14 protein-coding genes are annotated in these 12,325 nt (G+C 58.5%); 2 read left to right on the plus strand and 12 right to left on the minus strand.

Annotated features, from left to right (window positions below):
* Positions 1 to 87: 87 nt before the first annotated feature.
* From HF679_RS23060 to HF679_RS23110, 11 genes are all read right to left on the minus strand, one after another.
* Positions 88 to 1,359 carry an MFS transporter gene (locus HF679_RS23060; RefSeq protein WP_123756608.1) on the minus strand — a complete coding sequence of 424 codons (1,272 nt, stop codon included), beginning with the start codon at positions 1,357 to 1,359 and terminating at the stop codon, positions 88 to 90.
* A 187-nt stretch (positions 1,360 to 1,546) separates the two neighbouring features.
* Positions 1,547 to 2,041, minus strand: coding sequence for a flavin reductase (locus HF679_RS23065; RefSeq protein ID WP_123756609.1), 495 nt, complete (start codon positions 2,039 to 2,041; stop codon positions 1,547 to 1,549).
* Between the two features lie 11 nt (positions 2,042 to 2,052).
* A complete protein-coding gene (locus tag HF679_RS23070; protein ID WP_123756610.1) occupies positions 2,053 to 3,021 on the minus strand; it encodes a PDR/VanB family oxidoreductase in 969 nt (322 codons plus the stop codon).
* A gap of 24 nt (positions 3,022 to 3,045) precedes the next feature.
* Entirely contained in the window at positions 3,046 to 3,786 is a 741-nt protein-coding gene (locus tag HF679_RS23075) for an SDR family NAD(P)-dependent oxidoreductase (protein ID WP_123756611.1), read from the minus strand.
* Between the two features lie 7 nt (positions 3,787 to 3,793).
* Positions 3,794 to 4,273 carry an aromatic-ring-hydroxylating dioxygenase subunit beta gene (locus HF679_RS23080; protein WP_123756612.1) on the minus strand — a complete coding sequence of 160 codons (480 nt, stop codon included), beginning with the start codon at positions 4,271 to 4,273 and terminating at the stop codon, positions 3,794 to 3,796.
* A complete protein-coding gene (locus tag HF679_RS23085) occupies positions 4,270 to 5,577 on the minus strand; it encodes an aromatic ring-hydroxylating oxygenase subunit alpha (protein ID WP_154144013.1) in 1,308 nt (435 codons plus the stop codon). Before HF679_RS23085 ends, HF679_RS23080 begins: the two co-directional genes overlap by 4 nt.
* 53 nt (positions 5,578 to 5,630) lie before the next feature.
* A complete protein-coding gene (locus HF679_RS23090; protein ID WP_154144012.1) occupies positions 5,631 to 6,158 on the minus strand; it encodes a nuclear transport factor 2 family protein in 528 nt (175 codons plus the stop codon).
* A 3-nt stretch (positions 6,159 to 6,161) separates the two neighbouring features.
* Positions 6,162 to 6,506, minus strand: a complete 345-nt coding sequence (locus HF679_RS23095; protein ID WP_187042415.1) for an IacB protein — start codon at positions 6,504 to 6,506, stop codon at positions 6,162 to 6,164.
* A 19-nt stretch (positions 6,507 to 6,525) separates the two neighbouring features.
* Positions 6,526 to 7,692, minus strand: a complete 1,167-nt coding sequence (locus HF679_RS23100) for an acyl-CoA dehydrogenase family protein (RefSeq protein WP_154144011.1) — start codon at positions 7,690 to 7,692, stop codon at positions 6,526 to 6,528.
* A gap of 71 nt (positions 7,693 to 7,763) precedes the next feature.
* The gene (locus HF679_RS23105) at positions 7,764 to 8,906 is read right to left on the minus strand and encodes an amidase (protein ID WP_187042416.1); all 1,143 of its coding nucleotides are present in this window, start codon (positions 8,904 to 8,906) and stop codon (positions 7,764 to 7,766) included.
* Between the two features lie 358 nt (positions 8,907 to 9,264).
* On the minus strand, positions 9,265 to 9,735 hold the full coding sequence (locus HF679_RS23110) for a MarR family winged helix-turn-helix transcriptional regulator (protein ID WP_123756941.1): 471 nt from the start codon (positions 9,733 to 9,735) through the stop codon (positions 9,265 to 9,267).
* A 110-nt stretch (positions 9,736 to 9,845) separates the two neighbouring features.
* Between HF679_RS23110 and HF679_RS23115 the strand changes: the two genes are divergently transcribed.
* Positions 9,846 to 10,805: a nickel/cobalt transporter gene (locus HF679_RS23115; protein ID WP_123756618.1), complete on the plus strand. Its 960-nt coding sequence runs from the start codon at positions 9,846 to 9,848 to the stop codon at positions 10,803 to 10,805.
* Here HF679_RS23115 and HF679_RS23120 read toward each other — a convergent pair.
* Positions 10,802 to 11,308 (minus strand): MarR family winged helix-turn-helix transcriptional regulator, encoded by a 507-nt coding sequence (locus HF679_RS23120; RefSeq protein ID WP_123756619.1) that lies wholly within the window; start codon positions 11,306 to 11,308, stop codon positions 10,802 to 10,804. The genes HF679_RS23115 and HF679_RS23120 overlap by 4 nt on opposite strands.
* 81 nt (positions 11,309 to 11,389) lie before the next feature.
* Between HF679_RS23120 and HF679_RS23125 the strand changes: the two genes are divergently transcribed.
* Positions 11,390 to 12,262: an EamA family transporter gene (locus tag HF679_RS23125; protein ID WP_123756620.1), complete on the plus strand. Its 873-nt coding sequence runs from the start codon at positions 11,390 to 11,392 to the stop codon at positions 12,260 to 12,262.
* The last annotated feature ends 63 nt before the right edge of the window (positions 12,263 to 12,325 follow it).

Genomic DNA, 12,325 nt, shown 5'->3' on the forward strand with positions numbered 1-12,325 from the left:
TCATTGTTTTGTTTAAATTTAAATTTGAAGGCTGGGGGTTCAGAACGGGCAACATCCTTGTTGCACAGACCATCATGCCGATGGGTATTACAGGGCCGGTTGCCGCTGCGGGCGTGCGGTGGTGGGCTGGCGAATACTGAACAGCGCGACCAGCGCCAGTAATGCAAAGGCCAGCAGCATCAAGGCGACCGGGACGTAGCTGTCCCACTTGATTAAAAACGCCACCGCCAGCATCGGGCTAATCCCGCCGGAGATCACGGCGCCAATTTCATGGCCGAGCGCCAGACCGGTATAGCGCACTTCCACCGGGAACAGCTCCACCATCATGCACGGCTGGGCGGCAATCATCGCCCCGTGGCACACCGGCAGGGCCAGCAGCATCGCCAGCAGAATCGCCGGGAAGCTGTGCATTTGCAGGAGCCAGAAGAACGGAAACGCCACCAGGGCCATGCCAATCACGCCGATGTAATAGAGCGCTTTCCGGCCGATGCGATCTGACAACCAGCCCCAGGCGAGAATGGTGACAATCTCCACCGCCATAGCGATGGTCACCGCGGCAATCACCAGCCGGGTTTCAATGCCGATATGTTTGCAATAGACCACTGAGAAGGTGAAAAAGATATACACCGCGCCGTTTTCCGCCAGCCGCAAACCGATGGCCTGCAAAATGGCTTTCGGGTGATGTTTGAAGGCGCTACGTACCGGTAGCTGCGCGTCCTCGGACTGCTCTTTGCGGGCGACGAACTCGGCATTCTCCTCGATATTGCGCCGGATATAGACCCCCACCAGAAAGATAAACAGGCTCAGCAGGAACGGGATGCGCCACGCCCAGGCCAGTATATCTTCCTGGGGCAGCAACTGAACCAGATAGAACGCCAGCGACGAAAGGACAAAGCCGCCGGAAACGCCCACCTGACTCCAGGCGGTGTAGTAGCCCTTTTGATGTTCCGGGGCATTCTCGCTCAGCATCAGTACGCCGCCGCCCCATTCGCCGCCGGAGGCCACGCCCTGCACGAAACGCAGGGTAATCAGGGCGATGGGCGCCAGCACACCGATGTGCTCGTAGGTTGGCAACAGACCTATCAAAAAGGTGCTGGCCCCCATCAGCGTCAGGGTGATGATCAGGGTCATTTTGCGACTGTATTTATCTCCGAGATGGCCGAAGGCGATACCGCCCAGCGGCCTGGCGATAAAGCCAATGGCAAACCCCGAAAAGGCCAGGAAGGCGCCGAGCAGCGGGTCATCGGTGGCCGGGAAGAACAGCGGCCCGAACACCAGCGCTGCCGCCGTGCCGTAGAGAAAAAAGTCGTACCACTCAAGAGAGTTACCCAGAAAAGAACCGATAATCAATTTGCGCATTGATTGGGGTTTGCTTACCGGCGTATCGCTCGCAGTTCCAGACATCACATGTACTCCAGTGCAGGTGAAAAGAGGGCGCCGACGAGTCAGCACCTTGACGCCACCCAAAGGCGATGGGGAGGCGTAATGCGATAGGGTATTTTTTTGAGCCTGATGGACAGGCTCTTATGGGTTGTTATGCAAACACTTAGCGGTACGGTTGCGCGCTGAGGGTATGGAACTGACGGTTGAACCACACCAGTCCGTCGCCGGCCTGGTTGTGACGGATCTGTCGAACCTCACAATAAAACACGCTGTGGCTGCCCACTTCATGGCTGGTGGCGATCGTGCAGTCGACGTTGGCGACGGCAGACGCCAGCACCGGTGAACCGGTTTCCAGTGCCAGCCACTGGTCATGCAAAAAACGCTCCTCCGATCGCAGCTGGCTATTGGCGAAGATGCCGGAAAGATCCTGATGCTGAGCGGAGAGTACGTTCACGCACAGCACGCCGTTCTCTTTAAACTTGCTATGAGCGAACGAGGAGCGATTCATACAGACCAGCAGCGTGGGCGGCGAATCGGTGACGCTGCACACGGCCGAGGCGGTAAAACCAAAGCGGCCCGCCGGACCATCGGTAGTGATGATGGTGATGGCGCTGCCCAACTGCGCCATGGCATTACGGAAATCTGATGTCAGGTTCATAGCGGTATCCGTTATTTCAGTTTGACGTATTCGAAGCTTTCGATAACCAGCCGGGGAGTTCTGGCACGTGAACAGCACAGCAGGATCTGATCGTTATCTTCACGTTCTTCATCGGTTAAGTATTCGTCGCGGTGGTCCGGAACACCGCTACACACGTTGGCAAGGCAGGTTCCGCACACCCCCTGTTCGCAGGAGACTTTGACCTTGATCCCCGCCTTCTGCAGCGCGGCGACGATAGTCTCGTTCTCCTCGACGGTGACGGTTAAGCCCAGCTCCGGGACATCGACGTCAAAGCGGTCGCCGCCGGTTTCGACTTCACGATTGAAGTACTCCTGATGCAGGCGTTCCGGGGAATAGCCGTAGCCGCGCGCGGCATCGGATAGCCAGGCCATAAACCCTTCCGGACCACAGACATAAACATGCGCATCAGCATGGTGCGGCGCCAGCACGTCTTCGGGGCGGATCTTGTGCCCTTCGTCACTGATATGCAGATGGACATGTTGGCTGAAGTGGCAGTCCGCCAGCTCGTGCAAAAAGGCCATTCCCTCGCGGCTGTGCCCGCAATAATGCATCTCGAAGGGCTTGCCGGCGCGGAACAAGGCATCCGCCATGGCCAGCATCGGCGTAATGCCGATCCCGCCGCCTACCAGCAGGCTGCGGCTGGCGTCCATCGCCAGCGGGAACAGATTGCGCGGTGGGCTAATCGCCACTGTGGCGCCGACCTGCAGCCGATGCGCCGCCAGCGATCCGCCGCGCGAAGCCCGATCCTTCAGGATGCCCAGACGATACTGCTCCGGGTGATGCGGGCTGCTACACAGCGAATACTGGCGGACGATCTCCTCGCCGAGGTGGAGATCGATATGCGCCCCGGCGCTAAAGGCGGGCAGGGCGGTTCCGTCCAGCGAGGCCAGCGTCAGGACGACGACCTCGGTTCCCTGAATTTCGCGTTCTACGACGCGTACGGTCAGCGTTTCAACCATCTTTCTTCTCCACCCTGCAAGGGCTTAACGCATATAGATGCCGCCGTTGATATCCCAGGTCGCCCCGGTGATAAAGGTGGCGGAAGGGGCGGCCAGCAGCTCTACCGCGCGGGCGACCAGCAGCGGATCCCCCAGGCGTTTCATCGGGATCATCTCCAGCAGCGCCGGCATTTTTTCTTGCGGTACCGCCGCCCGCACCGACGGGAGATCCAGTGGGCCAGGTGCGATGGCGTTGACGCTGACGCCGGCGGCGCTTAGCGCGCGGGCGAACACTTTGGTCAGGGTCAGAATGCCGCCTTTCGACGCCGCGTAGTGGGCGCCGGAAGCGGTGCCGCCGTTTTGCCCCGCCAGCGAGGCGAGGTTGATAATGCTGCCCTGCTGACGCTCGCTAAAATAGCGGCCGACGGTCTGGCAGCCGAGAAACGTGCCCCGCAGGTTGGTGCTGGTGACGCTATCGAATTCTTCGACGCCGATCTCCATGATCGGCGTGGTCAGGGTGAGCGCGGCGTTATTCACCAGCACATCCAGCGCACCAAAGTGGCGGCACACCTGATCCAGCGCGGCCTGGAACTGCTTGGCTTCACGGATATCCAGCGCCAGCGGCAGCAGCCGCTGCTGGTCGGCGTCAATCTGTCGGGCGCTCTGGCGCGCGGCGTCGAGAGAGATATCGGCCATCGCAACCTGATAGCCCTGCTCCCAGAGATGGCGGCTGATGACCAGCCCAAGGCCGTTGGCCGCGCCGGTTACTAATACGGTTCTGTTCATTGCGGCCTCACAGGATGTAGCCAATGCTATGCAGATAGTCATCGCCGTTAATCAACCGGACGACCTTCTGCGCAATAAGGAAGCTCTCTCCCTGCGGCACCAGGGTGTAGCTCAGGTCAGCAACGTAGTGCTGCTCGTTACCTTTACGGTATTCATAGAGAAACTGGGCGCAGCGGATCTCGACCTGCTCGCTGTCCTGCGCCACCAGACGATGGCGGCCGGTCATGCGAATGGTGCGCGCCCGTGGTGTCGTGGAGATCGACTCGCCGCTGTACAGACGATGGACACGCTTTTCGCGCATCGCGTGGTTGTCATAGGCGTAATTCAGCGCATTGGCGAAATCGGTGGTCTGCTGGTCGACGGGGATGATGTACATCCCCTGCGGCTGCCACAATGTCAGCCATTCGCGAAACTCACCCTGGTCGAGCAGGTCAGCTTCGAGGTTAATAAAGTGGATGGCGGCGGTTAAGGTGGACTGTGCGCTCATTTTTGCCCCCGGCTTTCGGCAGTCATGTACTTTTTCCATTGCTGATAGGCGGCACGCATGCCGGTTTCGGCGCTGACGTCGCTGCGCAAACCGTCGGCGGTGCGGGTCTCTCCCGGCAGGCCGCGGTTGAGCATGATCCACAGATCGTTACCCGCGCCGCCGCCGCGCTGGACGCGCTCCCATGCTTCTGAATCATCCGGCGTGCCAAAGCCCATCGGCCCCTGGAAGTGTTCGTGCATCCGCAGGCGCGCCTGGTTGGCGATCGCCGGGCCATCTTTCATGGTCAGCACCACGTGGTGGATTTCGGTTTCCTGTACCGACACGGGCTGCAGTACGCGGAAGAACGCCATCGAGCAGGCCACGTTGGGGAACAGGTTCAGGTTAAAGCCGCTGCCGCCCACCGCGCGGACGATGCGACGCACCTGCAGCTCTTCATGACCTTCCTCGCGTAGCGCCTGGGCCAGTTCGAGGAAACGGTCCGGCACCGGCGCATCGAGGTTCTTTTCGAGATCAATCAACTCCGGGATCATCACCATCACGCTGTGCCCGTTGCCGAGGTCTTCGACAAAACCTTTGCCGTCGACGAAGTTGAGCATCTCTTCCGTCTGCTTATCGACCGAGCTGAGGAATGATTTATGCACGATGGGGAAGTGGTAGCCGTCGGTGGTATTTTCCAGCTGGATCTTCCAGTTGCCAGGGAAGCGGAAGCGGTGGGCGGTGGTGGCCTGCAGCGCATAGCCCGCCCCCTGTTTCATAAACAGATCCATCCACTTCATGGCCGGGCCGAGGAAATCCGTCAGCGGTTCGATCTCATGGTCGAAGGTGGCGAAGATCATCCCGGCGTAGCTTTCGGTTCGCAGACGCACCATCCCGAGCTGGTCTTTTTCCAGGGTATCGCCGTAGCTTTCCGGATGCGGCACGCCGCGCAGGGCGCCATCGAGGCCGTAGCCCCAGCCGTGATACGGGCAGACGAAGCTGTTGGTTTTTCCGCTGCGGTGTTCGCAGACGGTGGCGGCGCGGTGACGGCAGCGGTTCAGCAGGACGTTGATATTGCCCTTGCGGTCACGCACCACGATGACCGGCTGGGTGCCGACCATCGACGACTTAAAGCTGCCGGTGTCCGGGACTTCGCTTTCGTGCGCCACCCACACCCAGGTGTGGTTAAAAATCTTCTCAATCTCGAGGGCGAAGATATCGCCGGAGGTGTACAGCGAGGTATGCACCCGGTCTGACTGCACCAGGGCGGCTAACGTGGCGGCGCAGTAGCCGCTCTCTAAATTTTTAACCGGAATACATTCAGACATTGCTCAATCTCCTGAGGCCCCGTGATGGTTCTGCGGGCGGACTGCCCGCGGAATCATTCCGGAGACTGCGTTGCATTAGGTACGGGTAAATCCGCCTGCGAGTGCCAGTAATCCACCGGGCGACTCAATAAATTTCGGGTGGTGAAATGATCGATCAGCCAGCGGTCGTCGGCTTTTTTAAAGCGGATGACCAGTTCAGCGCTGTTGAGATGCGACCCGCCGGCGCGGAAGGTGGAAACCTGCAACATTTTCCAGCGTCCGATGGCCTCTTTCTCCGCACAAATATCAATATATTCTGACGTTAAATAATGAACGTTAATAGCAAAGTGAGAGGGCTCGCTAATATAGTTGGCCATCATGCTGGCAATGTTTTCGCGTCCGCAATAACGCCCTAATTTCATTTGATATAAACTGCCGATACCTTCCCAGATAGCCGCTTCGCTAAATAAGTCAGCAATTTTATTGGCGATATCCGGATGGGATAAATCGTCGCATAAATGCATATACTGGCTCATCAGATTACGGATCTGGTTGGCGGCTTCGAGTTTATCCAGGCGCTGCAGCAGTTTATCGTTATTCATTTATCAGGCCTGAATAATTAATTCACGCCCGGTACGGGCTACGACTTTACAATATTTCCACAGGCGGTCCGGACCGCCGCCAACCTGCACGCTGCGGAACAAATTGCAGGCGGCGGTCACGGCGTCAAAATCGCGGGCGTCGGCGAGGACGTAGGTGGTCCACGGCCAGCCGGTAGAGGGCCCGACCATTACCCGGTCGTCATCCATATTGCCGATCACCTGAATACCGTCGGTGTTTTCAATCCCTATCATCATTTCGCCAAACGCGGCCCAGACCTGCTTGCCGACCTCCGGGGTGGCATCGAAAAAGTTCTGATTTACGCCGATACAAAATAGAACACGGATCATCGTCATACTCCTTAAAAGGTTATAAATAGCCGGGCAGCGGCGAGTGGCCGAAGAACATGTTCCCGGCATTGATGTAAGTCAGTTCGCCCATAAAGGCATGCTGAGTGATCACCATCGAATCGCGGGCATAGCGCTGCAGCGGGCTACGCATGGCGACGCCGGGCATACCGGCCAGCTTCAGCGCGCGGGTGGTCACGGAGGAAGAGACGCGGGTGATATGCGTCGAGGACAGCCGCAGGGCGTTGATCATCTCTTCGCCTGGGGTATCACCGCGTAAAATGGTCTGCCAGACGTCGTCGATGGCGTCGTAGAACCAGCAGCGGGCCGAGCGCAGCTCCGCTTCGCAGTGGGCGATTTCCATCTGTGCGAACTGGCGGTCGGCGAGACACGGAGCGCCGGTGACCGAACTCTGGCGCTCGGCGATGGCGTAGATCTCGCTGAGCGCGGCGCGGGCGATACCCAGCGCTACCACCGAGAGTACCTGGGTTGCCAGCGACAGCACCGGGTAGCGGTAAAGCGCGCCGTCCAGATTGAGTTCGCCGCCGCGAATAAAGGTCCACTCTTCGGGGACAAACGCCTCTTTGAGCACTACGTCATGGCTGCCGGTGCCGGCCAGACCGACGGTATTCCATACCGGGTCGATGGTGAAGCGATCGGCGGGAAGCACCGCGATACGCGGCAGCGGGCGGGCAGAGCCGTCATCCGGCAGAATGCCCACGCCGATAAGCTCTGCGCCGGTGCAGCCGCTGGCGAAGCTCCAGCGCCCGCTGACCTGGAATCCGCCGTCCTGGGCGGTGGCTTTTTGCGGAGGGAAAATCCCGCCGGCAAAGACCACATCCGGGCCATGACGATAAATTTCATCCAGCGTGCTTAAGGGCAGGCCGCCGAGATAGAAAGGGTTCATGCCAAAGCTGGCGACCCATCCGGCGGAGCCGTCGGCGCTGGCGATGGTTTCAATCAGCTGGCAAAATTCGGCGGGTGAAATTTCATCCCCGCCATATTGCGCCGGGACTAATGCACGATAAACGCCAATTTTTTTAAAGCGCGCAATAATATCGCCAGAGATATATCGCTGCTGTTCAAATTCCTCACTGCGCGATTTTAATTCGCCGAGTAATTCGTTTAATTCACTATTTGTTGCGTGCAGGGTCTTTTCCGCACGCAGTGATGCCGATGGGTTTAACATGTGACATAGCCTCTTCCAGTTAAAGAGAGTGAATTGTTTTTGTTGTTATTATTATTAGTTTGCGAGTCTGATTATTTTAACTTTGCCATTAATGCTTCGGCAAAATAGAGTAAATCGAATTCTTTATTTTTCCGCCCGACGATTTGTAAGGCCACCGGGCGTTGATTTATTTCCCCGATGGGGAGCGTCAGCGCCGGATGGCCGCTGAGATTAAACGGCCGCACCAGCCGGGTCAGGTTCACCACGTTTAGCGGGTCGGCGGCTTCGGCCAGCGTCGGCGGGAAGGCCGGCAGGGTCGGCAGTAAAATCACTGGCGTGCGGGCCAGTTGGGCATCAACGGCCTGGCTGAAGGTCTGGCGTATATCTTCGGCGGCCCGGCGCTGGGCCGGGCTAATGTCCGCCCCCGCGCGGATGCGCACGGCCACATCCTGGGCCAGCAGCGGGGAGTCGACGATGGTGTGAAACGCCAGCCAGTTTTCCTGGCTGATTATCGTCAGGCCGGCCTGATGGGCGTCGGCAAAACCTGGCAGCGAAGTCTGCGCCGCCTGGATCCCCGCCTGTGTCAGGCGGGCAAGGATCAACTGTTCAATGTCGGCCGTCGCCAACCCGCAGAGAAAGGCCGTAGCCGGCTGAGCCGGGGCGGCCGGGGCGCGCTCGCCCAGTACGGTTTCCAGCACCGGTCGCAGGGTTGCCACGTCGCGACTGAAGAAACCAACGCAGTCCAGCGAACTGTCGGTGGGCATCACTCCCTGGCGACTCACGCGGCCCCAGGTCGGTTTCAGACCCACCACGCCGCAACAGGCCGCCGGCATACGCACCGAACCGCCGGTGTCGGTGCCAATCGCAAAATCGACCTCGCCCGCGGCGACCACGGTGGCGGAACCGCTCGACGATCCGCCGGGGATCAGCGCCGGATAGTGCGGGTTGACCGGGGTTCCGCTCCAGCTATTGATGCCGGTAACGCCAAAGGCCAGCTCATGCAGGGTCGTTTTCCCGCGCAGCTGATAGCCGTTATCCAGCAGTTGCTGAACCACCCGGGCGTGGGCTTCAGCCGCCGGTACATTCTGCCGCACCGGGCTTCCGGCCTGGGTGGCGTGGTCGGCGATATCAATGGTGTCTTTGACCGCAAACGTCACTTCTCCGGCGCCCAGCGTAAAGCGCGAGATAAATCCTGAAGGCGCGGATGTCATGTCTGAGCAATGTTCATTAGCCATGGTTTATTTATCCGTTTAACGATACTGAGCGAAGTGATATGGGCATAAAACGTACAGCGTCGAACTTGAGATAATCTTGTCATTAAAACTTGAAAGTTCAAGTAATTTGTAACGTATTTTTCACATCGATTTTGGTGATATGAATTTTTTATAAATAAAAAATAATTTTTAATTTATTGTTTTTTATGGTTATTATTGAGTGGTTATATTTTAATCTCTTGAGGGTGGTCACAAAAAACAGCGCAAAAATATAAGTTAATAAAATGATAAAAACCGTGCGAAAAACGTAGGGAGAATGGGAAGAACGACAATACCCTTTTTACTATCAAGGTTATTGTCGCGTCGTCAGAAGGGGGAACTAATCGTTGAGGTTGTGGAGCAGCAGGGATAACACATGATTCATTTTCTTTTCCTGGGCAGGGGTAATGCCTTTAAATGCCCTGGCGAACACTTTTTTGCTCAGCACCTGGGCCTCGGCGACCTTTGCCTGACCGGCGGGCGTCAGCTCGGCTTCCGTGACGCGGCCATCGCTGGCGCTGATATGGGTGGTCAGCAGCCCGTCATCGCGCAGGCGCCCCACGATTTTGGTGACGGTGGGCATTTTACTGACGGCATACTCCGTAATACGGGAAATACTGGCCCGGTGATATTGATGAACCAGCATCAGCACCCGGAAACGGGAAAGATCGATATCGATTTTTTTTAATTCTATTTCCATCAACTGCGTATACTTTGCATACACGTTGACCACCCAGAAGAAGGGAAACTCCTCTTTATGGAAGCGGCTCTCGTGGCTGTCGGGGTGTTCAGAGGTGTTATTTTGATCCACAAGCATCTCCTTGCCTGACGACGGTAGAATGGCTGATGGTATGCGTAATTGACGGGTATTGTAAAATGCAATCTACGCCTGCTGAGGTAGGCTCTTAATGGCTAAAAATGATGACAACTCGCATTCTGACGCGTGACTGGCGTCTTCTCTCACTGGGGCTGCCGGTGCTGGCGCTGCTGTGGGCCGGGGTGGCGCTCCATGCGCACTGGGGCGCTTTCCTGCAATGGTGCCTGGCCACCCAAATCACGCTGCACCGCTATCTGGTGATGTATCTTTTGCAGCTCAACAACCATGAGTACAGCGGCGGGCTGTGGCTGCTGGGCGGGGCGTTTCTGTATGGCGCGCTCCACGCGGTAGGCCCCGGGCACGGTAAATTTATCGTCACCACCTATCTCAGCACCAACCAGGAGAGCCTGCTGGCGGCGCGGGTGGTGCCGTTTCTCGGCAGCCTGATGCAGGGCGTCAGCGCTATTCTGTTTGTCTTTATTCTGGCGGTGGGGCTGAATCTGGCTTCCGGCGATCTCAGTACCAGCCGCTGGTATGTGGAGAAAATCAGCGCCCTGATGATCGGGGCGTTCGGCGCTTTTGTGATTTATCAAACCCTCAGGGGCCTGCGGCCGCGGAAGATGACCATCCGCGCGGCGACCCCGTTGCACCAGCACGACGACCATTGCGGCTGCGGCCATCATGGCGTCGGGCATGACCTGACTCAGGTTGACTGGAAAACCCGGCTTGGGGTGGTGCTGGCGATTGGCGCCAGGCCCTGCAGCGGGGCGATCATGATCCTGCTGTTTTCCAACGCTCTGGGGATCGTCAGCTGGGGTATTGCCGCAGTGATGACCATGTCGCTGGGGACCGCGTTATCGATCCTCGGCCTGTCGCTGGCGGTCCGCTACGCGCGTGAACGGGCGGTCAGCCTGTTTGCCGGAGACGATGAGCGCCGCCTGACGTGGCTGGTCCCGACGGTAAAAATTATCGGCGGGGTGATCCTGATGTTATTCGCCTGCGTGCTGTTTTTAACGGTGATCCCGATGAGCGCGAACGGCGACTATATCGCCGCCGGTTGCTAGCGCTCTTCCAGCAAACGCATCAACAGCGCCAGCGACTGATCCAGCTGCTGGCGCTGGGCGGTGGTCAGCCCGGCCAGCAGCTGGCGTTCGTTTTCCACATGGGTTTCTACCGCCTCATCGATCCGCTCGCGCCCTTCAGGCGTCAGGGCGACCAGCATGCTTCGCGCATCGTTCGGGTCAGCTAACCGGCTGACAAAGCCTCTTTTCTCCAGCGCTTTCAGACGATGGGTCATGGTGCCGGAGGTGATCATCAGCGTCGAAAAAAGCTGGGTGGGAGAGAGGATAAACGGCGCGCCGGCCCGGCGCAGCGTTGCCAGCATGTCAAACTCCCAGCGCACCAGATCGTGGCGAATAAACGCGACTTCTATTTGCGGTTCCAGCAACATGGCGCAGCGCTTCAGGCGCCCGATCGGCCCCATCGGGCTGCAATCGAGATCCGGGCGCTCCCGTTTCCACTGTTCAAGAATGCGATCTACGGCGTCAGCCGGGCGGGACTTGTCCAATTGTGCTCACTTATCTTGATATCAAGACATTTATCGATACATACTTAAGCCATCAATTTACCTTGAAGTGAAGATAAAATCATGCGCTTTCTCTCGCGATCGCCCGTTGTAGATTTACTGTTAACCGCCCTGGCTCCGGCTATCTGGGGAACGACCTATATTGTGACCTCGCAGTTTTTGCCGCCGGACCGGCCCTTTATCGCGGCGCTGCTGCGGGTGCTGCCGGCAGGCGTGGCGCTGCTGATCTGGTGTCGGCGTTTTCCGCGGCGCGGGGAGTGGTGGAAGCTGATCGTCACCGGGATCCTCAATATTGGCGCGTTTCAGGCGCTGCTGTTTATTGCCGCCTACCGTCTGCCCGGCGGACTGGCCGCGGTGATTGGCGCGATACAGCCGCTGCTGGTGATGCTGCTGGCCTGGTGTGTCGACCGACAGCGTTCGCCGTGGCTGGCGGTAATCGCGGCGTGCAGCGGCATTATCGGCATGGCGCTGTTGCTGCTGTCGCCGGACGTTGTGCTGGATCCGCTGGGGATCCTGGCGGCGTTCGCCGGGGCGGTGAGTATGGCGCTGGGCACCTGGCTGTCGCGGCGTTGGGCGATATCGCTGCCGGTGGTGGCGTTGACGGGCTGGCAACTGCTGATTGGCGGTGTGGTGCTGGCGCCGGTGGCATGGTGGGTGGATCCGCCTTTGCAGCAGGTGACAATGACCCAGGTCGCAGGCTATCTGTGGCTGTGCGTGGCCGGGGCAATGCTGGCTTACGGGCTATGGTTCCGGGGGATTAGCCGTCTGCCTTCGGTTGCGGTATCGGCATTAAGTTTGCTGAGCCCGGTGACGGCGGTCTTGTTAGGCTGGATTTTTCTTGGACAGAAAATTGAGGGGCTGGCGCTGGTGGGGCTGATCGTGGTGCTGGTGAGCGTGCTGACTATCCAGCGCGCGCTAACAAAAAAAGCCCCATAAAGGGGCTCGACATTGCTGCATGGTGCTTGTGCGGCGGGAACCAAACGGGCCGCCTTTCAGCGG

It is taken from the genome of Enterobacter sp. JUb54, from assembly GCF_014298075.1.
Classification (GTDB): domain Bacteria; phylum Pseudomonadota; class Gammaproteobacteria; order Enterobacterales; family Enterobacteriaceae; genus Klebsiella; species Klebsiella lignicola.

What these genes read in the sequence shown, in the direction of transcription:
- HF679_RS23095 (WP_187042415.1), bottom strand. Translation starts at nt 6,506, where the DNA reads ATGATCCGTGTTCTATTTTGTATCGGCGTAAATCAGAACTTTTTCGAT.
- HF679_RS23080 (WP_123756612.1), bottom strand. Translation starts at nt 4,273, where the DNA reads ATGAGCGCACAGTCCACCTTAACCGCCGCCATCCACTTTATTAACCTC.
- HF679_RS23105 (WP_187042416.1), bottom strand. Translation starts at nt 8,906, where the DNA reads ATGGCTAATGAACATTGCTCAGACATGACATCCGCGCCTTCAGGATTT.
- HF679_RS23085 (WP_154144013.1), bottom strand. Translation starts at nt 5,577, where the DNA reads ATGTCTGAATGTATTCCGGTTAAAAATTTAGAGAGCGGCTACTGCGCC.
- HF679_RS23060 (WP_123756608.1), bottom strand. Translation starts at nt 1,359, where the DNA reads ATGCGCAAATTGATTATCGGTTCTTTTCTGGGTAACTCTCTTGAGTGG.
- HF679_RS23065 (WP_123756609.1), bottom strand. Translation starts at nt 2,041, where the DNA reads ATGAACCTGACATCAGATTTCCGTAATGCCATGGCGCAGTTGGGCAGC.
- HF679_RS23070 (WP_123756610.1), bottom strand. Translation starts at nt 3,021, where the DNA reads ATGGTTGAAACGCTGACCGTACGCGTCGTAGAACGCGAAATTCAGGGA.
- HF679_RS23125 (WP_123756620.1), top strand. Translation starts at nt 11,390, where the DNA reads ATGCGCTTTCTCTCGCGATCGCCCGTTGTAGATTTACTGTTAACCGCC.
- HF679_RS23075 (WP_123756611.1), bottom strand. Translation starts at nt 3,786, where the DNA reads ATGAACAGAACCGTATTAGTAACCGGCGCGGCCAACGGCCTTGGGCTG.
- HF679_RS23100 (WP_154144011.1), bottom strand. Translation starts at nt 7,692, where the DNA reads ATGTTAAACCCATCGGCATCACTGCGTGCGGAAAAGACCCTGCACGCA.
- HF679_RS23115 (WP_123756618.1), top strand. Translation starts at nt 9,846, where the DNA reads ATGACAACTCGCATTCTGACGCGTGACTGGCGTCTTCTCTCACTGGGG.
- HF679_RS23090 (WP_154144012.1), bottom strand. Translation starts at nt 6,158, where the DNA reads ATGAATAACGATAAACTGCTGCAGCGCCTGGATAAACTCGAAGCCGCC.